We start from the raw sequence: 24,332 nt of genomic DNA, 5'->3' as shown, positions 1-24,332 counted from the left end.
CGCTCCCTTGTTTGACTGGCCGTTATCACAGCCGTCAAAGGCGTCGTCATGAGGCATCGGGCGTGCCGGAGTGCCGATGGATTGTGGCGAATTGTGGCAGCTCGTCGGCCGGGCCTATACTCCAGCTCACATCACGGGCCGCCAGAGGATCTGGACGATGACGCACTCCGTCGCTCGATTAGGGATGAACCTTCTCCTGTGCTCGGTGGCGATTCCCACCATCGCCGCCGAATCTCCACAGACACCGCCGACAGCAACTCATGCTCCGTTAACCATCGTTCAACACTCGGATGTGTTTCGAGCGGTAGACCCGGGCGCCTCGACTGGCGAGCCCGCGCTGGACGAGCAAGGGGCGAAGACGCAGAGCAGATTCTTCGTTATCGGCGACGAAGCGAATGAGTTTTCGCGGCGGCTGAAGGAACGTCTCAGTGATCCAGAACAGCGAGCGGAATTTCGCGCCGAGCAACGAGCTGCGCTGGTGACGCAGAACGCCGGTGTGGGGCGCTTGGTCGGGCTCGATCCAGTCATGGAGCAGAAGCTGATCGAGTTGCTGACGGATCAGCAGATGGAGCAATTCGAGCAGATGCATGTGCGGCCTCGGCCGACCGTCTCGGATCTGCAGCAATATGCGGACGAGGCGACGCAGCGTATGAACGCGTTGCGCGAGCTGCTCGGTGACGAAAAGCTGGAGCGGTTTCAGGATTTCGAGCTGAGCCAAGGCGAGCGCCGTTGGGTCAACCGGCTTTCCGCCCGGCTTGCGCCGGCCCACAAGCTGCGGCCGGATCAGGAAGATCGGCTGATCGCGCTCAAGCACGAGCAGTCCCGGATGTCATTCGCTGCGATCGAATCCTGGCGTGCGTTCCGGCGTCCTCTCGGTCCGCAGACCTCGCTCGAAGACATGCAGCGCGAAACGCAACGGCAGTCGCGCATCGCGAATGAGAATTCCTGGCGCAAGCGGCAGGTCGAGAACCCGCTGCTGGAGCAGAAGGCTGCGGCGTTCCTGACGCCCGTGCAGCTGGCGGAGCTCTCCAAGTATCAAGCGGAGGAGCAGGACACCACGCGACGTTTCATCGAGGCCGTGCGTGCGGACGCGGGCATGGATCCGAACATTCCCGCGCAGCCGGAAGCGGCGGAAGAAAGGCCGAAGCTCATCGACGCCCAGTTGCAGATCGAAGTGAGCCTCACCGTGAACCGGGAGCCGACCACGGTGACGCGCAGCGTGCGAAATGGAGAGTCATTTACGTTTGAGGCCGCGCAGGGGCTGATCGCGGAAGCGACGCCGACGATGTATGACGACGATTGGGTCGACGTGCACCTGGCATACTACGAAGAGGGCGCGAACGGCCGGCGTCGCCTGTCGGGTGGCAGCATCTCGGCTGCGCAGGTGCGACAGCCCGATGGCTCACTGGCCACTGGGGGCAGCGGTGGAACCGTCATCACGGGGCGCAAGGGCTACGCGGTCGAGACGAAGGTCAATGCCAAAGTACTGTGATCGGTGCGCCGATCAGCAGCGAACGCCATGAACGGCAGCGACAGGGGCGCGCACACGATCCGTTGGCGCTGGATCGCAGCGATCTGGTTCGTCGGCGGGTTGTTCGAGGCCAGTCAGGCCGTGCTCATCATGCGTTTCGGCGAAGGGCGACGTCACGCATGGCTGCCGCTGTTCATCACTGAACTGGCCATCTGGCTGCCGTGGGCGCTGGCGACTCCATGGATCATCGGCCTGGCGCGGCGTTATCCAATCATTCGTGGCACAACGCTTCGCACAGTCGTCGTGCACCTCGCGGCCTTCCTCGCTATCAGCGTGGTCGTCGAAGCCTGGTCCGCCACGCTGCAAGTGCTGTTCAATCCCTGGGGCAATCGGAAGCCGCCGACCTTCTGGGACACCTTGAGCATCGCGCTGCTGTACCAGATCCTGATATTCCTGATCGCGTACGTGCTGGTCCTCACCATCACATACTTGATCGATTCGCGAGAGAACATTGCGCGCCAGATGACCGAGACCGCGCGGCTCAACGAGGAGCTTTCGAAAGCTCAGTTGGCCGCGCTGCGCCGTCAGATGGAGCCGCATTTCATGTTCAATACCCTCAACTCCATCGCGGCTCTGGTGCGCGATCGCCGTAACGACGCCGCGGTGAGCATGATCGTCGGCCTCAGCGAGTTCCTGCGTCGAGCCTCGGAGGATTCGCATCGCCCGCAAGTAACCTTGGGCGAGGAAGTGGAATACTTGCAGCGCTATGTGGACATCCAGAAAGTTCGTTTCGGAGAACGTCTGCAGGTGAGTGTGGACATCCCGACGCATCTGTTCGACGTCTCCGTTCCCAACTTGCTACTGCAGCCGCTGGTGGAAAACGCCATCAAGCACGGCATTGGCCAGCGCGCGGCGGGAGGTACGGTGCGCGTTGCTGGCGAACGCAGAAACGGCAGTCTGTATCTGAGCGTCTACAACGATGGCCCGATCTTTCGAACAGATTGGGATACAAGCAGTGGCGGCGTCGGGCTCGCCAACCTGCGTACTCGTCTGCAGATCCTGCACGGCGCCGCTGCTGACCTCGCGATGTCGCCCAGCGGATCAGACGGCGTGGAAGTCATCGTCACTCTGCCTCTGAAGGACGCGTGAATGACGCTCGCCGCGCCGATACGCGTGCTCGTAGTCGATGATGAGCCGCTCGCTCGGCGCAATGTGACTGTCTTGCTGCGCGATGACCCCGAGATCGAATCCGTCTTGGAATGCGGATCCGGGGCCGAAGCGATCGAAATCATCCGGCGCTGGCAACCGCACCTCGTGTTCCTCGACGTGCAGATGCCTGAATGCGGCGGCTTCGATGTGCTCGAACTGCTCGGCACGGAATTGCCGCCTGCGATTATTTTCGTGACCGCATATGACGAGTACGCGCTACGGGCCTTCGAGGTCGGCGCGCTCGACTATCTGCTCAAGCCATTCGACGACGCTCGCTTCCATCGTGCTTTACAGCGCGCGAAAGGCAATCTCGCACACCGTGCCGCCGAGCAACCGACCCGGCGGCTCGTCGTAAGATCTCCGGGCCAGTTGCTGTTCCTGAATGTTTCGGACATCGACTGGATCGAAGCCGCCAGCTACTACGCTTGCGTCCATGTGGGCCGTGAGACACACATCCTGCGGCGGACCTTGTCCGAGCTCGAAGGCGACCTGGGCGACGGCTTCATCCGCATTCACCGCTCGATCATCGTGAACCTCGAGCGCATCCAGGGCCTCGAGCTGCAGAACGCCGGCGACTACGAAGTAGTCCTGCAGTCCGGCGTTCGATTGCGACTGAGCCGTCGCTTCCGCAAGCGGCTGCAGGATCGCATGGCCGCGAGCGTCACGGCGCGTTCATGAGCCCTCCGGTACATAGATCAGCCTGCCGTCCGACAGCCGATAGGTGATGCCGGCTTTCACGCCTTCACCTTCGCCGATCTCGTCGCCGGCTTCGTAGCGGCGCAGCTCCTCGCCTTGCTTGATCAGCATGCGCTGGTCGGCCTGGCCCGGATTTTCGATCACCACGACGTTCTCTTTCGAAAACGGATTGAGCGGGTTGCGCACGATCACGATCAGCAGGATGCCGATGACCACCAGAAACAGGTCGATGAGGTTGACCAGCGACAGGATGGGATCGTCGGCCTCGTCGTGTTCGAGGAAGCGGCTCATGCAGCTTCTCCCGCGCGCTCGATCTCGCGCAGCTCCTGCAGAAGCCAACGACGGCGGATCGTGAGAATAAAGAAGGTAATGCTGGCGCTAACGAGTGCGAGGATCACGGCCGAAAAGGCGACAACCAGATTATCACCGACGCCCTGCGCATCACTGCGCGTGAGCGCGATCAACGCCGGTCCCATCGGAATCATCGTGGCGACCAGGCCCAGCATGGGAGCGCTGCGCGAAGTGATACGCAGCCACTCCAGGCGCTTCATGATCCAAAGCTCCAGATCGTCGCTGCCGAAGCCGCTTTGCCTGCGGTATTCGCCTAAAGGCGAGCGATAAAGCCCGCGACGGCGTTGCCATGCTTCCACGGCGAACGCGCCAAGTGCGACGAACGCATACACCAGCGCGACGAGAATCAGCAGCAGTACCGGCGTCATGAACAGCCGGCTGAGGGCGTACAAGGTACTTTCGATTTCGTTCATCTCGAGTCATTCCCAGTTCAAGCAGGTTTTACGAAGGGCGAAGAGTGGCGGGCTTGCCGCACGCCACCGCTCGCAAAGCAAACAACCAGTGCGAGCAGCGCAAGCCACACGCGCCACAGGGGTTCCGGCGGGGTTTGCTGAACCGCCTCTTTCAGCACCTGACCCCGGACAGTTTGCGCGGAAGCCGAAGCGGCGGTGTTCACGTCGCTTTGCGCAGAAGGGGAGGCGTTCGGGGTCGTGTTGCCCGGTTGCAGTCCGAAGCCCGCTGCCATCTGCTGCGCGAATTCGCGAGTCGTCGCGGCGCCGGTTGTCACGCCTTGATCGGCCAGCTCCTGCCAGCGCTCGGCTATCTCTCGACGTGTTTGCTCGGAGGCGTCCCAGTAACCTTTGCGGACGGCCTCGAGCATGCGCTCCAGGATCTGCGCCTGCGCCATGAGATTGTTCTGCTCGAACCACTCCTGCATGTCGAGCTGGTGCCTGTCCATGACGTAAACGTCGTGCATGGCTTGCCACTGATCGGCACGCACCGTGGCGGGGTCGAGGGCCTGCCAGCCGAACAGGTTATTGAAGGTGTCGACGATTTCCAGCGTGCCCGCGTAGCCTTCGGCTTGCATGGGCTTGATCCATTGCGGATTCAGATAGCGCGTGCGCATTTCCTCGGAGAGGAAGCTCGCAGCGGAAACCATACGGCCCTGGGAGCGGCGTTGATCCGAGATGTAAAGCTCGGGGCTTGCGCCGTTGAGGTGGCGGACCGCGAGCGACAAACCGCCGAGGAATTGAAACGGATCGTCGCCGGTGAGCACGCCATAGAGATTGGAAGAACGCGACAGCACCGCGGCTTGCACGCCTTTGAGCTGTTCGGCGTAAACGTTCACCTTACCGGCGCTGACGCCCCAGTCTTTACTGCCGTAGGCGTATTGCAGACGGGCCAAATACTGCTCGGCGAGCGGCGCATCGTTTTCCCACGCCGTCGAATCGAGCACGGCGTCGGACAGCCCGACGCCGTAGTCGCCCGGCTGATTTCCAAACAAACGAACGGCGGCCATGCGCTCGGCCTGAGCGGCGTCCATACCTTGTTTCTTCAAGCTCAGTATCGCGGCCTGCGTGTTCTTCGCGATGACGTTGCCGGGCTCCTCGAGCTTCGACAATCGTTCGGTGGCGTCCGCCAGCAGGCGCATGAAGTTCTCGAACTGATCGCGATACGCGCCGGTGACCTGCACCACTGCATCGATGCGTGGGCGGCCGAGCTCACTCGCAGGGATGATATCCAGCGCCGTCACGCGGCCGCCTTCGTCCCAGCGTGGACGCAGGCCCATCGCATGCAGCACCTGACTTTCCGTGATGCCCATGTGACGCATGGCCTCCACTGACCACAGGCTGAAAGCGAGCTTGGTGGGACTCGCGCCGCCGTGCTTGGCGCGATAGTCGGCGACGAGACCATTGAGCGCGGCCTCCGCGGCATCGAACGCGCTACGGGTCGGCAATTTGTCCGGTTCGAAACCGAACAGATTGCGACCGTTGGGCACCTCCGGGTTACGCACCGGATCGCCGCCGGGACCGGGCGGCACGAAATATCCGGCCAGGCCATCGAGGAGCGCCGACAGCTCATGATTCGTGGCAAGGTGGCGGTCGAGTTTGACGGCGCGCTCGACAACGGGTCGCAGCGATGCGTTCGCTTCTGAAAGTGGCGCCTGTTCTCGAAGATGACGCTGCAGGAGTTGATAAGGCGGCGTCGATGCAAGCTGGGAGGCGTTGCCGGTAAAGAACTCGTTGCCGCCTGAGTCGGCGCCGGCTGCCCCGGCCATGACATGGCCCGGCGGATGAACTGTATTCGCTACGGTTGGAGCCCGCGCGGCGGCTACGGCGTTCGCGAACTCATCACCGAGTTGCTGTACCACTGTACTGAGCCTGTGCTCGGGGCTCGGCGATTTGCCAAGGGTATGTAACCCCAGTGGAACGCTTCGCTGCGCGAGACCATGCAAGTGGTCGTGAAATGCTGTCAGAAAGCCATCGAAGTCCTCGCGCATGGCCTGTTCGGTCCAGTCCATGTCCTTGTGCAGCCCATGTTCGACGATCAATCGACGCATGTTCTCCGCGGTCCGATCGCGGACCGCGCCAGGATCGAGCTGAATATATTCGTGCAGGAGCGCATGAACTTCGGCGAGCTCCTTGTACAAGCCTGAGGGCGCGAATGGTGGCGTCTGGTGACTTACGATCACTGCGCGCCCGCGACGCTTCGCCTGCAACGCTTCGCCGATGTTGTCTTGAATGTAAGGGTAGAACACGGGCAGGTCGCCGACGGCGAGCATGGGGTAGTCGTCGACGGAGAGTCCGCGATCTTTTCCAGGCAGCCACTCCTGCGTGCCGTGCGTGCCGAAATGAATCAGCGCGTGCGGTCCCGATTCCCTCACATATAAATAGGCGGCCATGTACAGATGATCGGGCGGCAGCGCGCCGTCGTGGTAGCCCTCGCCGGGCGCGCCGCCGCGAGGCATCTGCGGCATGAGCAACAGGTTGCCGAGTTGCCAGCGCGGAATCACGAACTGCTTCTCGCCACCGATCTGGCGGACTGCCCAGTGATCTTGCGGATCGCCCCAACGCTTGCGCATCTGCGAACGTACCGAGGGCGACGTGCTTGCCAGCCACTGGCTGTATGTTTTGACCGGCAGGGTGGCTGCGAGTCCGCGTTGGAGCAACTCGTCCAGGCGATCGTGGTGATACAGCACCGATAGCAGCGCCTGGCCAGTCTCGATGATCTGTTGTTCGGTCGCAGGCGGCACCTCATAGCCGGCTTCGTTCAATGCACGGGTGAGTGATTCCAGGCTCCGCGGCACGTTCAAATTGGACGCTGAGAAATTCTTCTCGCCCTGCGGATAATTCCAGAACATCAGTGCGAGGCGCTTTTTGTCCGGTCGCATATGGCGCAGCTTCGCGAGCGCCGACGCCTTGCGCAGCACCGCGTCGACCTGCGGCTGCATCGGCACGAGCACGCCGTCATCGACGGCGGCAATGACCAGCGGATCGCTCATGCCCCAGGTTTCGTAAACGGCGATGAAGGGCGCCACCAGCCGCGACGGCGCGCCGCTGGCTTCCTTCTTCCATTCCTCGATATTGCCGTCGCGATAGTTCAACGTTTGCAGTACTGGAATGCGGAGCTGCTCGAACTCACGCATGCGTGCGCGGCCGTTGCCCATGTGCTGCATGTTGATGAGTACATCGGCCCGGGCAGGCTGCAACGCCTTCTTCAGCGCGTCGGCATCCTCCGAATCGAACCAGAAGGGCAGCGGCATTTGCCCAAGCGCCTCACTGCGGCGAATCACCGCATCGATGACTTGCGTTTGTAGCGTCGCGAACGCAGAGGCGTGGATGGCGAGCGCTACGCGCGGCGCACTCGGTTTCCAGCGCTGTTTTCCCCACTCGATGTAATCGTCGAGTGTTGCGAACAGCCGCGGCGCATCGGGGTGGTAGTAGCCGTTCACCGGCACGACCATCGGTGGCGCAACCTTCGATGGATCCTCCTTGGCATGCCAGGCACGGAAGTAGGCGAAGAAGTTTCGTAGATTGGCCTCGCCGCCATTGCGGTAGTACTCGATGAGGGTGCGTCCCTGACGCTCGGGCAAATGGCTGTAAGACTCCCGTCGCGTGGTGGCCTCCACTCGAGGCGCGCTTGCGCGCGCCAGCACATCGCCAACGCGTTCGTCGATTCGCTGTCGAGCGCTTTGCAGTGGCGCCTCGACGATCAACAGGTCCGCCGCGGCTATCCATTGCTGCGGCGGTTCCGGAAAGGCGTTGAGATAGGCCCACTCGACTCGAACGCCTGCCGCTGCGCCAAGGTCCCGCAGCTTCTCCAAGCGTCCTTGTAGCACCGATTCATCCGCTACCACACGGACCACTGGCGCACTTGCGTGCGCCAGTGTGCTTGCAAGGCCGGCAAACACCAGCACGAGAAACTTCCGGAACATCAGAAGCTCCCCGTGAATCCGGCCGAGTATGAGCGGCCCACTTCGACATAGTCGAAGCGAGTCGACAGCTCCGCGAGGCTCTCATCGGTGAGATTGTCGCCGGACAGATGCAGCTTGAAACGTTGCGTCAACCGATAGTTGAGATCGGCGCCCCAGAGCGTGTAGTCGGGCAAGCCATAGCGCACCTCGCTCGCATACATCGTCTGTTTGCCATAGTAGTTGCCCCGGACTTGCGCATTGAGCTTGTCGGTGGCGAGCCACTTCAGCGTGAGATTGGCGGCGTGCTTGGGCTTCTCGGCCAGTGGTTGGTCGGCCGTGAGGTCCTTGGCGTTCAGGAATGTGTAGTTCAGGTCCAGCGCCAGTTGGCGCAGCGGTGCGAAGGAGGTGGCAATCTCGATGCCTCGAATGCGCGCCTCATCGACGTTCTCGTAGTTCAACACTCGTAAGGCATCGCAATCGGCCGCACAGTAGCTTTGAATCAGGTCCTTCACGTCGTTCTGAAACAACGTCGCCTGCAGCGACCAGCCATCGGCTCGATAGTGCGCACCGAGCTCGTAGCTGGTGTTGAATTCTGGCTCGAGATTCGGATTGCCGAAGACCACGAAGGAGCTGGTCGTTACGGAATATTCCGGCGACAACACCTTCAAATTCGGCGCCTTGAACCCTCGGCCGACGCCGCCTTTGAAGGTGAGCTGGTCCGTCGCGTGATACACCGCATACGCGCGAGGGCTGTTGTAACCGCCGAAGATGTCGTGATCGTCATAGCGAGTGCCTAGCACCAGCAGCCACCGGTCGAGCTCGAGCTCGTCCTGCACGAACACCGCCCGATGCCGCACGCTGTCGTAACCTTCGCTGTTCATCGAAGTGTCGAACAGCTCTTCCTCACGCCATTCGCCGCCCAGGCTGAGCCGGTTGGATGCGCCGAGATTCAACGTGGTGCGTGCATCGTAGGTTCGGTCTTCGAGAATCTGCGGCCGCACCGCCGTGCCGCTGGAGCGACGGTTGGTTTTCTCGAGCTTCGTGCCGTAGGCGCGCACGCTCGTCTCGCCCCACTGCCAGCTTCCCATATGACTCAGCGCGAACTGCTCTCGGTCGATCAAATCGGTTGTCACATAGTAGTTGCGGCCGGTGAGGGCATTGCGCTCGCGCTCCTCACTGCCTTGTCCATAGTTCAAGCTGATCCGCTGCGCGTCATCCGGTGTCCAGTTGAACGCCAGATTGCCGTTGAGGACCTCACGGCCTTCCATTTCAGAAAGGCGAGCATCGGTTGGGCTCACGGTTGGCTCACGGTCGCGGAACTCGCCGTACGCAACGATGCCGAGCTTGTCTTTGACGAGCGGGCCGGAGGCGTACAGGCCAGTTTGCAAGACCTCGCCGCCGCGTCCGTCTTCGCGCCACTCGCCGCGACTGGTCATGCTGGCGCGCCACTCATCCGTCGCGGGACGAGTGATGATGTTGATGACGCCACCGAGTGCGTCCGATCCATACAAAGACGACATCGGTCCGCGCACCACTTCGATGCGCTCGATGCCCTCGGTGGGAATCCAGCCCACGTCCGCCTCGGAATGGCCGATCACGCTGGCGGTTTGGCTGATGCGCCGTCCATCGATCATGGTCAACGTGTATTCGTTGGACATGCCACGAATACTGATGCCACGCCGACCCAGGCCCACGCCACCGACGTGCACGCCAGCCGCGCCCACCAAGGCATCGGCCAGATCCTGCACGGGTCGGTTGTTCAGCTCCTCATGGCCAATGACAGTGATCGAGGCGGGCGCGTCCTCGAGTTTCTGTTCGATGAGCGAGGCCGTTACCACGACCTGCGGAATCTGTTCCTCCGCTTGCGCCCAGACGTTTGGAGCGGCGATCGAACCCAACAATGCAGATGAAACGAGCAGCCGCTGCCGACCGCTGAAAAATCGGTGATTCACAAGACTTCTCCCCAATAGCACGCGAACACGCGTGCGCAGCGGCTATTGCAGGCGACGAAATGTCACGCGCAGCCGCGGTCGGTCGCGCAGTTCAGAACTGCACGAAGGTCACTTGGAAAATGAACGACAGGGGATCAGACGAGAGGCGGCCCGCGGCTGTAATAACGCGAGATCGCCCGCACGACGACGGTGGGGGCGATCTCAGCCGGCGGCAAGTAAGTGTGCAGCTGAGGAGCGGCAACGAATGCGACCGCCACGGGTGCTGCGCCGGAGCTTGGGATCGAAACGCAAAATGCACACAGCGCATGAGTCGCCTGGTGCGCATCGTCCTCGCCATTATGAAAGTGCGACGCCAGTGCCAGCATCCACAGGCACAGCGCAGCCGCCAGCACGAAGCTGAAGCGGCGCTGTAACCGGCGTACAGCGGACAGGGCAGGCGGGCGGCTCATGACAGGAGAGGAACCAGAGATCGGAAACGAGCGCACAATATCACAGGGCGCTGTGCTTGGAAGAGGCTCGGCGGAAGTTTGTATGCTGGGCTGGCTGATCTGCGCCCGCTGGCCCGGCTTTGATGAGTAGCGTGCTAAGCCAGGAGTGAGCTCGATCAGTTGGCGTCGAGGCTCGAATCAATTCAAGAACAGACGAGGAATCTCGCATTGGGAGGAGCGCTCTTCCCGAATGCTGAGCATCGAGGTTCGCTCTACGCAAGCTGGAGTATCATCGAGCTGGGCGAGGCAGCCTCTGTGTGCTTTACCCGGAGTACGTCATGTACAACCCGCAGGCGAGTGCCACTACACTTAGTGGGGCTGGAAGACCGCAAAATGACCGGGCGAACTTCGAAGCAAGATGAATTCGTTGAGTTCGTGCTCGAACAGATGGCGTCGGCTGGTCAGGTCCGCGCGCGTCGCATGTTTGGCGGTTATGGCATCTACCTGGCAGAACACTTCGTGGCAATCATTCTAAATGAGAAGCTGTTTCTGAAGACGGATGATTCAACGCAGCCCGAGTTTGAAGCAAGAGGTCTCAATCCGCTGGTGTTTAGAATGAAAACCAAACAGATTCCGGCCCGATACTTTGAAGCGCCGCCTGAAGTGTTTGACGACCCTGAAGAGATGACTCGTTGGTTGCAGTTGGCACAGACCGCCGCGGTGCGCGCGAAGCAAGACAGGAAAGTACGTCGGGCGGTCGAAGCGAGGTCCCGCGGACATAAGTCATGAACGGGTGGTTGTGGCCAACAAGCGCTTCGAGGCGGACCGGCCGGTCGCTGCACGCTTTGTTCGGCTACTCAAGCCCGGGGTTGGGTTTGAATGGGCGACTTTATCCGAAAGCAGTGGATGGTCGCTCGTGGATCACTGGCCGCCACCGACAACTTCCATGTCTTCGCTGCCTTCTCGGATCAGGACTTCGATTTCGATCTCAATTATTAGACTCTATCGGTAAGTGCGGGCATCAATTGGCCGCTGCATTCCAATCCGGGAAGCGATAGCCGCCCACTCGAGCGGGGCTTGCTTGCTACGTTCGAGCGACGGTCCTGGGCATCGAAAGATGTCCGGCAGATCAGGCATCACTGCGGGCTGAAGTGCTGCAGCCCGCAGTGATCAATAGCGTCAAAGACCGAATGAGTAGATTGCCTTGATCCCGATCGTCGGCTGGGTTTGAGTCAGCTCGCCGGTGGTTGCGTCATCCAGAAATATATCTTCGTCCGCATCGTCCACTCGAGCTTCCAATAGCAGCCGGAAACCCTGCGCCGGCGTATAGGACAAGGCCAGTGTCGCGGCGTTGATGGTGACATCAGCACCCTCGTCAAAGTCGCGGTCGAGTGTTTCGAGCCGCAATGTCGCGGCCCAGGTGTCGCTGAAGTTGTAGGTGGCGTATCCGGCGAGACCCGTGATGTCCACGAAGTCGTCGGAATACATGTCGAGGTTCAGCGCAAAGCTGAGCGCATCGCTGGCTTTCAACTGGGCGACCACGTCGAAGTAGTTCACATCGCCGATGTCGTTCTCAACGCCGTAGTAGTCGAAGATGCCGAGCGTCAGTGTATCCGAGAGGGCGAACGAAACGCCTGCCTCGACGGTCTTCTGCTCGTTCGTATCGTCGGCGAAGCCGCCGAACGCGCTGTTGTTAAGGCCTAGGTGCACAGTCATTGCTTCGGATACGGCGTATGTCGCGCGCACCCCAGTGTGGTAGTAAGGTTCGGCAGCTGGGAACTGCAGCGAGCGCGACAATAGCGGATTGGCCGCGTCGCTCACGACTTCATAGCCCGCTAGCGTTCCGAAGCGACCGGCGCGGAACAGCCAGAATCCCTCTGCGTAAGTGATATACGCTTCGGGCAAGCCAAATTTGTCTCCCGCGCCCTCGCCATATGACGTATTGACGAGCCGATCCGCGTCTTCGCCCAGCATGATGCTCACGAATGCACCGAAGCCTTGGTCGATGGGCGTGCCGAGATTGATCACCGCCTGATTGAGTTGGAAGGAATCGGACTCGATATCCGTTGCACGCGTGTTCGCCAAGTCCTCATCGATGAAGCTATGAATGTAGGACGCACTGATCCAGCCGCTGGCCTCAACTTTGGACGCGAGCTCGGCAAGTGTGGCGGCGGGCGCCGCTGCGCTCGACAAAACTGCGCTCACCGCGATTAACGATCTCATCTTCAATCTCATTGCTTGAATCCCTGAATGCTGTGTGTTTGTTGATATAGATAAGTCACTGCAAGCGGGGTCCAAATCTGCAAGCGAGGTGCCTGAAGGGCGCATGGCGTCTTTCGAATGCCATTTCGTCCGAAAGAACGCGCTGCTGTCGATGTCACAAGTGGTTGTATCTCGGAGGTAAACTGAGAGCGGCGGAGATTTGTGTCATTTTGTTGCTGAGCGCCGACCGAGTCTTGGGCGGCGGAAAGCCGGTTTTGCCGGGCGAGTGCTCGCCCGAGATTGGTGCGCTGAACGAGCATTGTGCAAACGTATGCGCCATTCTGGCCGGAGAGACCGGTCAGCTAACTCGTGCCGAAGCAGAGCAGAGGAGCTGACGAGCTTTGCGTGGGCTCATGCCGAGCGCCTCACGGAAAACACGAGCGAGCCCTGTGCAATCCCGGTAGCCGACAGCCCAGGCGATCGATGCGATGGAAGATGAACTTCGCTCGAGCAGGTGCATCGCGTGATGAACTCGCCTCTCGCGGACGAATCTGACGAATGTCATGCCGATCGACTTGCGGAATAGGACGGCGAAGTAGTGCCTTTCCAGCGCCGCCACGCGCGCAGCGTCGCTCCCCGGTCAGCTGCGACATCCTTTCGCTTCAATGGCGGCGATGCGGAAGCTCTAGCCTATCTGGCGTACATGCAACAGCTTATAGCGAACCACCAAGGTGCTCGCTCGAGCCTGACTGCTCGCCGATACGGCACACACTACCCATGTTCCAGCAAAGCCTGGGCGGCTCACCACTTCGTGCCAACTCGAGCCGTCGGCGCAGTGCTCGCGCTCAGACTGAAACGATTGATTGCGTTCATTCGGCAGCGTCGCGCAGATCCTGTCCCGAGTTGCTTCATGAAGATCCATTCGGATCGGCCTTGCGTCGGCAGGCAAAGTGAAGCATCGCGCTGCGCACATCGATGGCGGCGTCAATGGGCGCGTCGGCAGCACGTCCTCTCGCGCCAGTGCTGAAGCGGAGAATGAGTGCGGAGTGAAAGATGCGCTGCCAAGCCTCTGGGTGAGCTCGGCCCGGGTAGCATCATTGCCGAATGCAGCAATGAAGCGCTCGGATTCTGTCTTGTCATCTTTAAGCCCGAGAGTGTTGTAGTGCATCAGCGCCGTATGGTGCATTTCTATCGCCACGCACGTCGACCACCTTTAGACACTCGCGTACCGAAGCAACCTAGTAATCAGATGATGCGTAGTACGCGCACTTAGGTAGCAGCATGCTTCGTGAAGACCATCATGCTTGTTTCCATCGCAGTAATCAGCCACGGTCTTTACGCACACTACTTGAGGCCGCTTCAGATAGCTTGCGCTGGCCGCCAGATAGAGCCCGTACGACTCCATGTCAACAGCACTGATCGAATCGCTGAGTCCAACAATGCGTTTAATTACTCGCTCGTCAGCGACTACTGCCGAACCCGAAGCAGCACTCACCAGTCGCAATCGACCTTCGCCTTCAAACGTAGGTGACAATTTCCTTGCCTTCTCGAGCTCTAAAGGCAGGTTGGGGAGGCCCGACTCCACAAGAGCCCTAAGCAGATGGTGGATATCGTCATCGCGAATGGAAATTGGCTCTGGACGTGCGAGGAACTCAACTGTTTGGTCGGATCCCGATTTCCACTTCCCGTAGTCCCAGTCAAAAACATTCTCAAATATCGCGATATCGCCAAGCTTGAGCTTGTCCTCGACCCCTCCACAAAACCCCGACATTATCAAGAATTGCGGCCGAAACGAGTCAAGCAACTCCTGCACTTTCACTGCCGCCCGAGCAACTCCGGCCCTACCAATCGCATAGGCGACCCCCCGTTGCATGGCGCCCAACGAATCGCGAAACACAAAACCTTGGGCATTTGGCATCCTTTTCTCAGAGGAGAACTCGAACATCGTGCGGAATGGCGATAACTCCTTGTCTAGCGCGGTCACCAGGCACACCGAGTAGTCATATTGTGACCGATAGCTGATCTGACGTGCGGCAGCAGACTTCTTGCAATAACGAATTCTGTCGCCGAGTTGACGCCTCCAGTCTCCGCTCCCCCCCTCCGCTATCACCGCCATTAGGTGTTGCCCAATGTCTTTTGAAAGCACGGCCAGTGCTGATTCATCGTGGGTTATCCCAACAATATCCCCCGGGCTTTGAATATGGTCCGACTCCAGAACCTCACGAAGGAGGTTGTGCGCCGTCTCATAGGTCGGGAGGCTCCGGCCATTACTATGTGGAAGTGTCAGGTCAATTATCGCTAGATCAAACAGCTCGCCCCGAAGAGAATTTACAGCTGTTACGTAATCGTTCGCCCGCTCAACTAACACAGATGGCCCAACGATGTCCTCACAAAGAGAAACGATCTCGGTAGCAACTTCGGCCCTGTCATGCACGACCAGTATCTTCATTTTTCTAAAGCCCCCTTCGCGTACTCGGCCAGCTTGATATCCCAGCCCTCACTTGAGTATCGAACGCATCCGAGCAAATCGGTCCCGAATAGCTCGGCAGCTCGTGCCTCGATGTCCTTCAAGCTAATCAAATCAAAGCTACCTTGTCGTGTGCCAGCCGTCGCAGGGAAGTACTCAAAACCTGTCACGACGACCGTACGTAAGCTCTGTCCATGCATATACATTCGTTCGGCGACGTTCAGGCCACCAAGATTTGCGAAGCCACCACGAAGCGGCCCCAACGATCCAGCAGAAATGTTCAACGAAATATCAAGAACCATGAGTTCAATGCCGCCAATCTCAATTAGCGACTCAGCTTCAGTTGCAGTTCTCGCCCTAATGATCTCCAGGCCAGATGCGAGGTTTATACCCGATAGGACACTTTCTATATCTCCAAACTTGGTGTCTTCGTCCTCAATCACCAAGACGCGCCTCTTTTGCTTCATATTACTAGCACCGGATTCAGCCTGACTAAGGGGACGACAAGGTGAAAGAAGCGCGGCCTCTTCACGGCTCTAACTACCACTGCGTCACCCACAACCGAGGCGGACAAGGAAGCGATCTTCGCCAACCCGGATTCAACATCGCGAAACAACGCATCGTGAACCGACGTGTACGGGTGTCCTGCGACGTCTTGCTCTGCCTTATCCAAGCACGCACGTTTGGATGAAATCATCAGTCCGGAGAACCTGCTGTTTCGGTAACTGCTTATCCGAACTCGGGACACCATCAATCCAGAGTGCTTGACCGCGTTCAAGACCCCTTCGCACCACAAGTCATATACCATCCTGACGTTATCTTTTAGGATGAGAGGCGCATGCCGCCCTGTCGGCCTTCCAAGAGCCAGCGTGCCACCATCGATCTCCGTCTGAAATCGCTCGCATACGGCTAAGTGAAGGTCATCAATGGCAACATTTGTGCCCGTGACAGATGGCATAGCAAACCACTCCATAAGCTTGTCCGTTTGCTGGTTCAGTGCAGCCACGAGCACACGCCCAATTTCACGGATCGAGTGGATGTACGGCTCCTCGATCTGTAGAGTGACAATGCGGTTCTCTATCTCGGTTTGGAGAGTTGCCCTCAATTCCTTCGAAAGAAGTGAGCGCGCTGTCTGCAATTGCGCATCCAATCGCATCTTTATCCAACGTGACACCTCGTCGAAAGTCCGCCCATGCTCGGAGTGGTTACGGCAGCTATCGAGCAATCCATCAAGGTCTTCCTGGCCAGGAACAAAGTCGAACACGGCATGAACCTTATTCGGTCTTTTTTGATGCATATACTTATCTACCCACTCCTGAACGACGCGCCCAACAGTCGCCTCAAACTTTGGCACGATGTACTCGCGGTCGGCACCAGAAACATTGGGGATGTTGGCTCGATTTATCTGAGCCACCGCTGCTAAGTACTCCCTCCGCAGAGTGTTGTGACGAATTCGAATTGCGAGTAACGACTCAATTCCCTGAGCCGGGTGCTCCATGAAAGTGTCAATTATCCCCGCGATCACGCTGAAGAGCGGCCAATCACGGTTGACTATCAAATACCTGGCACGTTGACCAATTGCAAAATAGTAGTCCGTTTCCTGCTTGGCCAGAGTAAGAATTGCACTTGAATCGTCATCTTCACGGAATGCTAGATAGGCGTTGTAAACGTCGCCCTGAGCAAGGGCGACATCCTTCTTCAGGATGTCCCACGAGATTTCAAACTGATTTGCGCCCACGTTGATCGCGAGTAGTGCTGCGGTGTAGGCCTTTTGTTCTTGAACTATGGTCTCCTCTGAGAGAAGAGGTCCGAACCCGAACTCCCGTGCGCACATCTCAATGCATCGCATTCGGCTGCTCAGCGCCGCAACGTAGTTGCTCTCAAGCTGGAGCCACAACAGCATATCTGCCGTGAGGAAGTATCTCACCAGCGGGACTGCTTTATCCCCGAAGGAGCGAAAGCACCACTTGAGAAAGCTGTCCAAACCACCCGCGGCCTTGGCTGCCGGCTCTACGGCTATTCTCAGTGTATTGGTTTCCTTCCTACGCCCTTCCACGTACTGAAGTAATAGGGCATAGATTCCAGCAGGAGACCGGAATGGTTCGATCCTGACTAGCCTTACCATCTCCGCGAACCACGACCAGTCAATGCCGGTCAGATATCCGGGCATCACCGGTAACGATTCAAAGACCCTCTGAAGCCAAGGTCTAAAGTGGCCTGCATGCTCCAGGCTACTAAGTTCGAAGTGAACCTGATTGAGCCACACACGATCCGATCGCGTGCCTCGAGGTGAGTTCAACAGTGCGACGTGGTCCGTAAGTGCCGAAGGTGACAAGTTGGGGATCTTCGTAACAACGTGCTGAAAGCCGCGAGGAGCGGTTGCTACGAGAGGGGTAATTCCTCCGCAGAATCCCGCGAGCCTAAACAGTTCTCTAAGCTCAAATGGTCTCTCTCTTCTCGGCAGCAAATACAGGGAGGTAAGATACGCTCCGAGTACACGTCCTGCGCCAGTGAACCAATATGCTCGCGCGAAAGAAACCACGATTTCGTAATCGAACACATGAGGGTAATGCTTCAGGCGCAGTTGCGCGGCAGCCCTAACGAATTGATTCAATGAGTGCGGCTGCCTCCCGTCCGTAACCGCAGTCCCTAAGAGCGAATCAATCGCACCGCCGAATTCTTCTTTAGGGAAGCAGCTCTCGATATCTTGTTGGATATCCGAACGAAACTCTCGGAGGCAGTTTTCTTTGCCGAACAAGGCGGGCAAGAGCTCACTTCTGGAGGTCGGGACCACATCAATTACTGCTTCGATCGCCCGTCTTTCAAGCTCTCCAAGCATGCCATTCTTGGCGTACGTGGCTTCACAATGGTTAAGCAGGATCTCACACGCATCGTATGGATGGACCGTCAAGGCCACGTAGCACTTGAAGGAGAATGATGCGTCATAGGCCAGTTCGTCCTTAAGGAGGAACTCAATCACCGCTCGCTCTTGTGCGTTCTCATAGCCGGGTGGGAGCAAGTGCGATAAGTGATGATCAATAAAATCATCGGGTGGGCGGTTAATGAAAAAATAGACGAACGGATACAAAAAGCGCTTGCGCATCCACGCCGAGTAGTGGATACCGGAGAAGTACGCTACAAGCTCGTCCTTCGCTGAGTGGTGCAGCGCGCAAGCGAGCCTAAAGGAGAAAAGTGACTGCTGATCCTTCTTGTCTAGCGTTTGTTGGTGCAGATCGGCGGCGTCTGGCCCCTCGCTGAGCAATAACCTAGACACCGCAGCCTCTGCGTTGTACATCGCCCTTACGCGATCAGCGTTCGCCGCAATATAGTTTAGGGTCAGGTTAAGATAGCTGCGATCGAAACGGTGACCATTGGCCGCGCGAAGCCGGGCTATATATGTCCAATCTTTATCGGTAAGTGCCAGATTGACCCACGTGTCGTTCTTTAGATCGAAAAGCTCCTTGCCCAAGAACTCCGACAACATCTCAACGCTTTCTTTTTGGGTTGTAATCGCCTCGGCGATTCGAAGGCGAAGCTCGCGATAAGAGGCGCCACCCCTGGCATAGTTTCTGATCAGATTATTTATTGATGATGTCCGCATCTTCTGGTCACTTTCCACAGAAGCAGTCCATTGACAGATTCACGCCGGTCACCCGCCTCGTATATTTCGATCCGCGCGATGACCGTGCGTCTCAAGCCGGCAGATTCCTTCCTCCCCCACTGAGAACGACTAACGACTTTCCATCAATGAAGGCACAGGCACACTTGAGATCCGGTTCGATTTAAGGGAGCTGAGGATGAAGGTCCGCCCGTCTTCCTCCTTGCCTTCAACGATGCGCTCGTTCGTTTTGCATTCTTCTTAAGCTGCAGGTCTTCAACTCGGCATAGCGTTCCCCGTAAATATAACCTTTCTTTCTCTGTCTTGGTCATCGGTGCTCCTGTACCCAGTACCCCAGGACCCGCGCTGCTCCTAATCTTCTGTTGACAAAGATTGAGTAACTGTGTCGTGGGTCAATGGCTTGGCATTGGATTATGTGCGCGGCTACACATTTCCAGCTAGCAGTGGAACCGGCACGTTGGGGTGTTGCAGTTGTCCTGGCCGGACAAAGTGTCCATGGATCAACTCCTTGGCATCACTCCTCGCTCAATCAGGAAAGGGCGGCTCTCGCCGAGAGCGATGCGACATGCGGAGCGCCTCCAGGGACTTTCCAAGGCACAGCAGCGCTTTGTGGTTCGGATCATTGATGTGCTGGAGGAACGCAACGGCCGGAGTAGCGCTGGCCATGTGCGGAAAGCTCGCCACTGAACTCTGCGCAACGTTTGTCGGAGGTGGCGCAGCGGCGTTTACGAGGGACCGATGAGTTTCGCCGATTTAAGCGCGATTTCGACAGATGACGATCGAAGCCTGCTCATGAAACATGTTCTACGTGACAACTCGCCTCTAAGCAGTCGGAACCACGTCATGAACACGACCCATGAGCATGCATTCACGCAATGGAAGCGGGTCTGCGCGAGATGTCACGTCTCACCTGCGCTTGTCGAAACGGATGAAGGAACGGTGCTTGGACGCAAGTTGCCATTCAGAGTGGCTTGCATGGAGGGCGCGTCATGCCAGCTGACCCGGGCGGACCCGGGCGCAGCGACGTGCCCATCATCGTCGCGCCGGCACGAGACCGGATACAGTTTGACTTCGAGTACGAAGGCAAGCGCTATCGACCGAGCGTCAAGCGAATCCCCTCCGAAGCGAACCTGCGTCGTGCGTGAAAAGAACTGATTGAGATCAAGAAACGAATCGTCGCGGGCGCGTTTGTGTTCGAGGACGAGTTCCCCGACTATCGAGACCTGGAAGTCATTGCGCCTGCCGAGGCGCCTCGCGCCTGCGATCAGGTCCTCGACGACTTCATGCTTCATTGCGAATCACGCATGGCGAAGACTGATCTCGCCTTCGCAATCGTGGAGAGTTATCGCAAGATCCTTGATTCAGTGTGGAGGCCTGAGATTGGCAATGAGGCCTTCGAGGGGGTGAAGTACTCTCGGCTATCCAAGATCGTGGATAGCAAGTGGGACATCTCAAAGAAGACGCATAACAATGTCGTGAGCATCATCCGCTGTGCATTCGAGTACGGCTATCGAGATCATCCCGAGAAGCACAATCCAGCCACAGCCCTGAAATGCTTCCGTCTGACCAAGAAGGATCGAGGCGTGCCTGATCCGTTTTCCATTCAGGAGGCGGAGGCGCTCATCGCCGCCATCCATCTCGACTGCGGCGAAGCGCAGGTAACTATGATGAGTTTCGATTCTTCACGGGCCTGCGACCGTCCGAGCAGATTGCGTTGCTGGTGGATGACTGTGATCTAAGCCAAGCAAGCTTAAGGTGAGCAAGGCGTGCGTGATGAGGCGCAACAAGGATCGGACGAAGACGGGCGAGGACCGCCTGGTCGAACTGTGTCCGCGCGCCATCGACGTGCTGAAACGTCAACTCGCCTTGAGAGCGCGATTCAAGCTCGCCGGCAAGATCCATCACGACTATCTGTTCTTTCGTGATGATGGCAAGCCGCTTCGCGATTTGAACCATCCCTATGATTGATGGCGCTGGACGTTGATGATGACGCTGAAGGCGCGCTATCGCGAGCCGTACAACGCACGCCACTCATTCGTGAGTTGGAATCTGATGATCGGAAAGAACCTGCTCTGGGTCGCCAAGCAACATGGGCACAGCGTGTCCACGATGCTCGAAACCTACGGTGCCTGGATCGAGGGGTTCGCAGGCCGAAGATCTGGAATCGATCAAGCGAGCAATGGCGACGAGTCCACGTTCGGCGATCCGGCTCCGATTGGTGCCAGAACGGCCATTCCAGCATGCGGAATTTGGCGCTGATTTGGCACTGGAGCCCCGGTTCACGGGCTTAAGTCGTTGTATGCTAAGGGAAATGTATGGTGGAAAGGGAGGGACTCGAACCCTCGACCCCGGCATTATGAGTGCCGTGCTCTAACCGGCTGAGCTACCTTTCCAAGCCGTTTTCCGCCAGTGGGGCCGCGCGGAAGGCGGTTCCCGGGAAGCGGGGGCGGCGATTCTCCAGGGGGGCGTCCGGGGTGTCAAGACGAGCGGCCGGGGATTGCGGCTTCTGGGGTGAAAATGCCGGCTTTGCCTGATAACCGGCGGCGAACGCTTCGCCGATGAGCCGGGGCGGGCGGCGAGCCTACGTCACTTCCGATGGCTTTTCCGCAAGGCTGGTTTGCTACAGTCCCCCGCGTCCAGGGGGAGTGGGTCCATGAGTAGCAGCCAGCGATTTTCAGTGCGGGGCAAAGTTGTGTTGATCACGGGCGCGTCGAGCGGCTTCGGCGCTCATTTCGCGCGCGTGTTGGCGAGTGAAGGGGCGAAGGTGGGATTGGCTGCGCGCCGGATGGATGCGTTGGAGTCGATCGCCGCGGAAATTCTCGAGTCGGGTGGGGTGGCTGCGACGGCCAAGCTCGATGTAGCCGACAGCGCGTCGGTGCGGCAGGCGGTGCAGGCGATCGAGCAAACGTTGGGGCGCATCGATGTGCTCGTCAATAACTCGGGGGTGTCGATCGGCAAGCCGCTGCTGGAGCAGACCGAGGAAGATTTCGATGCCGTGATGAATGTGAATCTGCGCGGCGCGTTTCTGGTGGCCACCGAGGTCGCGCGGCGGATGAAAGCCGACGGCAAGGGCGGCAGCATCATCAACATCGAGTCCATTTTGAGTTTCAGGCAGGCGGGGCAGATTGCGCCGTACGCTGCATCCAAAGCGGGGCTCACTCAGCTCACGAAGTCGATGGCGCTGGAGCTCGCGCGTTACAGGATTCGCGTGAATGGCATCGCGCCCGGATATTTCGCGACCGACATCAACAAAGAATTTTTCGATACCGACGGTGGCGCGGCGATGATCAAGCGCATGCCGTCCCGGCGCCTCGGCAAGCTCGAAGAGTTGGAAGGGCCGCTGTTACTGCTGGCGTCGGATGCATCGAGTTATATGAATGGCGCGACCATCGTGGTCGACGGCGGCCATCTCAGCAGCAATCTATAAATAACGAAGCGCGCGGCGGATCGCTCCGCCGCGCGCCTTTTCTTCCGGGCTCCGATCAGTAGACGCTGGAGCCGTTCTGGATGTCGGTGAAGGCCGTCTCGTTGAACTGGACTTCGCCGATCGTCTCAGCCGTGCCCGCAGGAGTGAACACGCCGCGACGCGCGAAGCCACCGCGCACCGCCACGATCTGCTGGCCCTGGTCCCAGAGGCGCGGCGTGAAGCGGCTCGGCAGGGTGAGCATCATGATCTGCTCACCATGCACGGTCCGATATTCCCACTGGCCCAGCGACCGCTGATCGTCCTCATTCTTGTCGGTGATCTCCAGGGTGCCGTTCGCGACCACACGGATTTCAAGGCCATCGCCGACGCTGAACCAGTTGCCGACGCCATTCGGCGCGCTCGGATAGATCAGCTCCGCGAAGCTGTGCGCGGGGCGGAACTCCCCGTTCACATAACCGTACAGGACGTTGCAGTTGCCTTCCAAATCGGTATGCGGCTGCCCTTCGCAGTCATACCAGTTGTAGAGCACGTACGCGTCGTTTCTAACAATGAAGTTGACCTGGTAGACCTTGGCGCCGCTCGAAAACACCGGATCGCCCGCGATCGTTTCCGCAACGGGCTGGTGCGACACGTAGCCGAGATAATCCTTGATCGGCTTGCCGGCCACATCCAGCTCGGCCGCGCTGAACTTCAGCGAGAAGTTCGTGCCTTCGAGATCCAGAATCGCCGTGCCGTCCGACTGGTGAGTCACGACATAGCCCGCGCCTGAGTCGGTGGCTTCCGCCCAGCCTTCGGCGCTGAGATAGAACGCATCTTCGAGCTCGTCCGAGGTGGTCCATGCGCCAGCCTCGTAGAAGGACCAGCTTTCCACGATCCGGTTCGGCTCGCTGCTGGCTTTCACGAAGCCGTACTCGAACTCATCCTGATCGGACCACAGCCAGTACGCGCCCTGATTCAGCAGCGACTCGATCGAGAGCTTGGCGCTGCTCGCGGCCTGTTCGGCGGATTCGATCTGCTGAGCCAGATCGGCAAAGTCCGCGGGCGGCACGGTCACGGCATCGATATCGAACGATTCACCGGCTTCATCCACGGCGTTCGCCGCGCTCTGCAGTCCATCGAACACTTGGCTGGTGACCAGCGCCAACAGGGCAGCATTGGCTTCGGTCGTGTCGATGCCCTGCGTGTTCGCAGCGGCCATGATGTCTTCGTGATTTTCGGCCAGCGCTTTCGCGGCGACCTGCGCGACACGATGGAGGCGCTCGTACTCACCTGCCGCCGTGTTGCTCGAGTCCTGCTTCGCGGCCACGTAGTCTTCGAACACGCTGATGTCGGCGCTTGCGCCGATGCTCAGCTTGACCTGGGTGACGGCGTCTTCAACGGTCAGCGCGGGATTCTGCTGCAACAGTCCATGCACCACGGTCGTCAGCGGGCTGATGAAATCAGATTCGCCAGCAGGCGCGCTCAGAACATAGGGTTTGCCCACGGCAGTGCCGGTATCTTCGTCGACGGTCGACGCGCTCACCTGGACGACGATCGGATGCTCCGACGCGGTGGTGCCTTCCGGAATCGTCAGCGTGAATGCGCCGCCCGCGCCCGTGGTCGCGGTGGGCTCGTTCGTGTCGCAGCTCATATTCGCGTTGACGTCCAGGCAGACGGTCGCGCCAGAGAGATAGCCGTCAGCGGCCTTGCCGGAAATCGTGACCGGCGGAGTGCCGCCAGTGCCGCCGGTTCCACCAGTACCGCCAGTTCCACCGGTGCCACCGGTTCCACCAGTACCGCCGGTACCACCGGTTCCACCGGTTCCACCAGTTCCACCAGTCCCGCCAGTGCCGCCAGTGCCGCCAGTGCCGCCGGTATTGCTGCCGCCACCGCCGCCGCCGCAGGCAGCGAGGAGCAATGCCGATGCAATCGCTGCCGCGAGCCGCGCACGCGTGCGTACTTTGTTCGATTCAAACATCTCTCTGTCCACTCCGTTTGTATTCCGAGAAAACCGATTTGCGCATGCTCGAGCGAGTGCGACCGCCGTCACATCCGCGTTGGCCAGAAGGATGCAGGCAGGCTCGATTGCGATAACGGGTGGCAACGTACCGACGCGTCAGGCGGGGCTCATATCCAAACTTGGATATGACCTTTCGATCTGTGAGCGGAGTCATCGT

General features: G+C 59.1%; 21 protein-coding genes and 1 tRNA gene. 9 read left to right on the top strand and 13 right to left on the bottom strand.

The window, feature by feature from the left end; translation table 11 throughout:
* Positions 1-184 precede the first annotated feature (184 nt).
* Genes GYH35_RS33385 through GYH35_RS33375 form a run of 3 tightly spaced genes read left to right on the top strand, consistent with a single transcriptional unit; the run spans position 185 to position 3,358 of the window.
* Positions 185-1,492, top strand: coding sequence for a hypothetical protein (locus GYH35_RS33385; protein WP_161830635.1), 1,308 nt, complete (start codon positions 185-187; stop codon positions 1,490-1,492).
* Between the two features lie 27 nt (positions 1,493-1,519).
* Positions 1,520-2,620, top strand: coding sequence for a sensor histidine kinase (locus GYH35_RS33380; RefSeq protein WP_161816527.1), 1,101 nt, complete (start codon positions 1,520-1,522; stop codon positions 2,618-2,620).
* Complete coding sequence (locus GYH35_RS33375; protein WP_161816528.1) at positions 2,621-3,358, top strand: LytR/AlgR family response regulator transcription factor; 738 nt, start codon at positions 2,621-2,623, stop codon at positions 3,356-3,358.
* On the opposite strand, the gene GYH35_RS33370 is transcribed toward GYH35_RS33375, so the two are convergent.
* From GYH35_RS33370 to GYH35_RS33350, 5 genes are all read right to left on the bottom strand, one after another.
* On the bottom strand, positions 3,353-3,667 hold the full coding sequence (locus GYH35_RS33370; protein WP_161816529.1) for a DUF2149 domain-containing protein: 315 nt from the start codon (positions 3,665-3,667) through the stop codon (positions 3,353-3,355). The genes GYH35_RS33375 and GYH35_RS33370 overlap by 6 nt on opposite strands.
* A complete protein-coding gene (locus GYH35_RS33365) occupies positions 3,664-4,140 on the bottom strand; it encodes a MotA/TolQ/ExbB proton channel family protein (RefSeq protein ID WP_161816530.1) in 477 nt (158 codons plus the stop codon). The genes GYH35_RS33370 and GYH35_RS33365 overlap by 4 nt, the downstream gene beginning before the upstream one ends.
* A gap of 17 nt (positions 4,141-4,157) precedes the next feature.
* Entirely contained in the window at positions 4,158-8,102 is a 3,945-nt protein-coding gene (locus GYH35_RS33360) for a cobaltochelatase subunit CobN (protein WP_161830634.1), read from the bottom strand.
* A complete protein-coding gene (locus tag GYH35_RS33355) occupies positions 8,102-10,033 on the bottom strand; it encodes a TonB-dependent receptor domain-containing protein (protein WP_202624971.1) in 1,932 nt (643 codons plus the stop codon). Before GYH35_RS33355 ends, GYH35_RS33360 begins: the two co-directional genes overlap by 1 nt.
* A gap of 134 nt (positions 10,034-10,167) precedes the next feature.
* Positions 10,168-10,482: a hypothetical protein gene (locus tag GYH35_RS33350; RefSeq protein ID WP_161816532.1), complete on the bottom strand. Its 315-nt coding sequence runs from the start codon at positions 10,480-10,482 to the stop codon at positions 10,168-10,170.
* 372 nt (positions 10,483-10,854) lie between these two features.
* On the opposite strand from GYH35_RS33350, the gene GYH35_RS33345 reads away from it, so the two are divergent.
* A complete protein-coding gene (locus GYH35_RS33345; RefSeq protein ID WP_161830633.1) occupies positions 10,855-11,250 on the top strand; it encodes a TfoX/Sxy family protein in 396 nt (131 codons plus the stop codon).
* Positions 11,251-11,640: 390 nt separating this feature from the next.
* On the opposite strand, the gene GYH35_RS33340 is transcribed toward GYH35_RS33345, so the two are convergent.
* The 6 genes from GYH35_RS33340 to GYH35_RS33315 all read right to left on the bottom strand — a co-directional run bounded on the left by GYH35_RS33340 (position 11,641) and on the right by GYH35_RS33315 (position 18,749).
* Positions 11,641-12,684, bottom strand: coding sequence for an outer membrane beta-barrel protein (locus GYH35_RS33340; protein WP_161830632.1), 1,044 nt, complete (start codon positions 12,682-12,684; stop codon positions 11,641-11,643).
* Between the two features lie 337 nt (positions 12,685-13,021).
* Positions 13,022-13,282, bottom strand: a complete 261-nt coding sequence (locus tag GYH35_RS35565) for a helix-turn-helix domain-containing protein (RefSeq protein WP_161830631.1) — start codon at positions 13,280-13,282, stop codon at positions 13,022-13,024.
* Between the two features lie 66 nt (positions 13,283-13,348).
* Entirely contained in the window at positions 13,349-13,861 is a 513-nt protein-coding gene (locus GYH35_RS33330) for a hypothetical protein (RefSeq protein WP_161830630.1), read from the bottom strand.
* Between the two features lie 15 nt (positions 13,862-13,876).
* A complete protein-coding gene (locus GYH35_RS33325; RefSeq protein ID WP_161830629.1) occupies positions 13,877-15,112 on the bottom strand; it encodes a phosphorylase family protein in 1,236 nt (411 codons plus the stop codon).
* The gene (locus tag GYH35_RS33320; protein WP_161830628.1) at positions 15,109-15,576 is read right to left on the bottom strand and encodes a hypothetical protein; all 468 of its coding nucleotides are present in this window, start codon (positions 15,574-15,576) and stop codon (positions 15,109-15,111) included. Before GYH35_RS33320 ends, GYH35_RS33325 begins: the two co-directional genes overlap by 4 nt.
* 17 nt (positions 15,577-15,593) lie before the next feature.
* On the bottom strand, positions 15,594-18,749 hold the full coding sequence (locus tag GYH35_RS33315) for a hypothetical protein (RefSeq protein WP_161830627.1): 3,156 nt from the start codon (positions 18,747-18,749) through the stop codon (positions 15,594-15,596).
* Positions 18,750-19,738: 989 nt separating this feature from the next.
* On the opposite strand from GYH35_RS33315, the gene GYH35_RS33310 reads away from it, so the two are divergent.
* Genes GYH35_RS33310 through GYH35_RS33295 form a run of 4 tightly spaced genes read left to right on the top strand, consistent with a single transcriptional unit; the run spans position 19,739 to position 21,008 of the window.
* Positions 19,739-19,894 (top strand): Arm DNA-binding domain-containing protein, encoded by a 156-nt coding sequence (locus GYH35_RS33310; RefSeq protein WP_161830626.1) that lies wholly within the window; start codon positions 19,739-19,741, stop codon positions 19,892-19,894.
* A 45-nt stretch (positions 19,895-19,939) separates the two neighbouring features.
* Positions 19,940-20,488, top strand: a complete 549-nt coding sequence (locus GYH35_RS33305; RefSeq protein WP_161830625.1) for a hypothetical protein — start codon at positions 19,940-19,942, stop codon at positions 20,486-20,488.
* Between the two features lie 34 nt (positions 20,489-20,522).
* Positions 20,523-20,717, top strand: coding sequence for a site-specific integrase (locus tag GYH35_RS33300; protein ID WP_161830624.1), 195 nt, complete (start codon positions 20,523-20,525; stop codon positions 20,715-20,717).
* A gap of 15 nt (positions 20,718-20,732) precedes the next feature.
* Positions 20,733-21,008 carry a site-specific integrase gene (locus GYH35_RS33295; protein ID WP_161830623.1) on the top strand — a complete coding sequence of 92 codons (276 nt, stop codon included), beginning with the start codon at positions 20,733-20,735 and terminating at the stop codon, positions 21,006-21,008.
* 57 nt (positions 21,009-21,065) lie between these two features.
* Here the strand turns inward: GYH35_RS33295 and GYH35_RS33290 are convergent.
* Positions 21,066-21,142, bottom strand: a tRNA-Met gene (locus GYH35_RS33290).
* A gap of 260 nt (positions 21,143-21,402) precedes the next feature.
* On the opposite strand from GYH35_RS33290, the gene GYH35_RS33285 reads away from it, so the two are divergent.
* Complete coding sequence (locus tag GYH35_RS33285) at positions 21,403-22,176, top strand: SDR family NAD(P)-dependent oxidoreductase (RefSeq protein ID WP_161816557.1); 774 nt, start codon at positions 21,403-21,405, stop codon at positions 22,174-22,176.
* Between the two features lie 55 nt (positions 22,177-22,231).
* Here the strand turns inward: GYH35_RS33285 and GYH35_RS33280 are convergent, their stop codons facing one another.
* On the bottom strand, positions 22,232-24,133 hold the full coding sequence (locus GYH35_RS33280; RefSeq protein WP_161830622.1) for a hypothetical protein: 1,902 nt from the start codon (positions 24,131-24,133) through the stop codon (positions 22,232-22,234).
* Positions 24,134-24,332 lie beyond the last annotated feature (199 nt).

The sequence above is a fragment of the Steroidobacter agaridevorans genome (assembly GCF_009932555.1).
In the GTDB taxonomy this organism is placed as follows: domain Bacteria; phylum Pseudomonadota; class Gammaproteobacteria; order Steroidobacterales; family Steroidobacteraceae; genus Steroidobacter; species Steroidobacter agaridevorans.
Note: the sequence above shows the minus strand (reverse complement) of the source record. Positions and strands in the feature narration are given on the sequence as shown.

Coding starts and splice junctions, on each gene's coding strand:
- GYH35_RS33385 (WP_161830635.1), top strand. CDS start 185: ATGAACCTTCTCCTGTGCTCGGTGGCGATTCCCACCATCGCCGCCGAA.
- GYH35_RS33380 (WP_161816527.1), top strand. CDS start 1,520: ATGAACGGCAGCGACAGGGGCGCGCACACGATCCGTTGGCGCTGGATC.
- GYH35_RS33375 (WP_161816528.1), top strand. CDS start 2,621: ATGACGCTCGCCGCGCCGATACGCGTGCTCGTAGTCGATGATGAGCCG.
- GYH35_RS33370 (WP_161816529.1), bottom strand. CDS start 3,667: ATGAGCCGCTTCCTCGAACACGACGAGGCCGACGATCCCATCCTGTCG.
- GYH35_RS33365 (WP_161816530.1), bottom strand. CDS start 4,140: ATGAACGAAATCGAAAGTACCTTGTACGCCCTCAGCCGGCTGTTCATG.
- GYH35_RS33360 (WP_161830634.1), bottom strand. CDS start 8,102: ATGTTCCGGAAGTTTCTCGTGCTGGTGTTTGCCGGCCTTGCAAGCACA.
- GYH35_RS33350 (WP_161816532.1), bottom strand. CDS start 10,482: ATGAGCCGCCCGCCTGCCCTGTCCGCTGTACGCCGGTTACAGCGCCGC.
- GYH35_RS33345 (WP_161830633.1), top strand. CDS start 10,855: ATGACCGGGCGAACTTCGAAGCAAGATGAATTCGTTGAGTTCGTGCTC.
- GYH35_RS33340 (WP_161830632.1), bottom strand. CDS start 12,684: ATGAGATCGTTAATCGCGGTGAGCGCAGTTTTGTCGAGCGCAGCGGCG.
- GYH35_RS33325 (WP_161830629.1), bottom strand. CDS start 15,112: ATGAAGATACTGGTCGTGCATGACAGGGCCGAAGTTGCTACCGAGATC.
- GYH35_RS33310 (WP_161830626.1), top strand. CDS start 19,739: ATGCCAGCTGACCCGGGCGGACCCGGGCGCAGCGACGTGCCCATCATC.
- GYH35_RS33300 (WP_161830624.1), top strand. CDS start 20,523: ATGAGGCGCAACAAGGATCGGACGAAGACGGGCGAGGACCGCCTGGTC.
- GYH35_RS33295 (WP_161830623.1), top strand. CDS start 20,733: ATGATGACGCTGAAGGCGCGCTATCGCGAGCCGTACAACGCACGCCAC.
- GYH35_RS33285 (WP_161816557.1), top strand. CDS start 21,403: ATGAGTAGCAGCCAGCGATTTTCAGTGCGGGGCAAAGTTGTGTTGATC.
- GYH35_RS33280 (WP_161830622.1), bottom strand. CDS start 24,133: ATGTTTGAATCGAACAAAGTACGCACGCGTGCGCGGCTCGCGGCAGCG.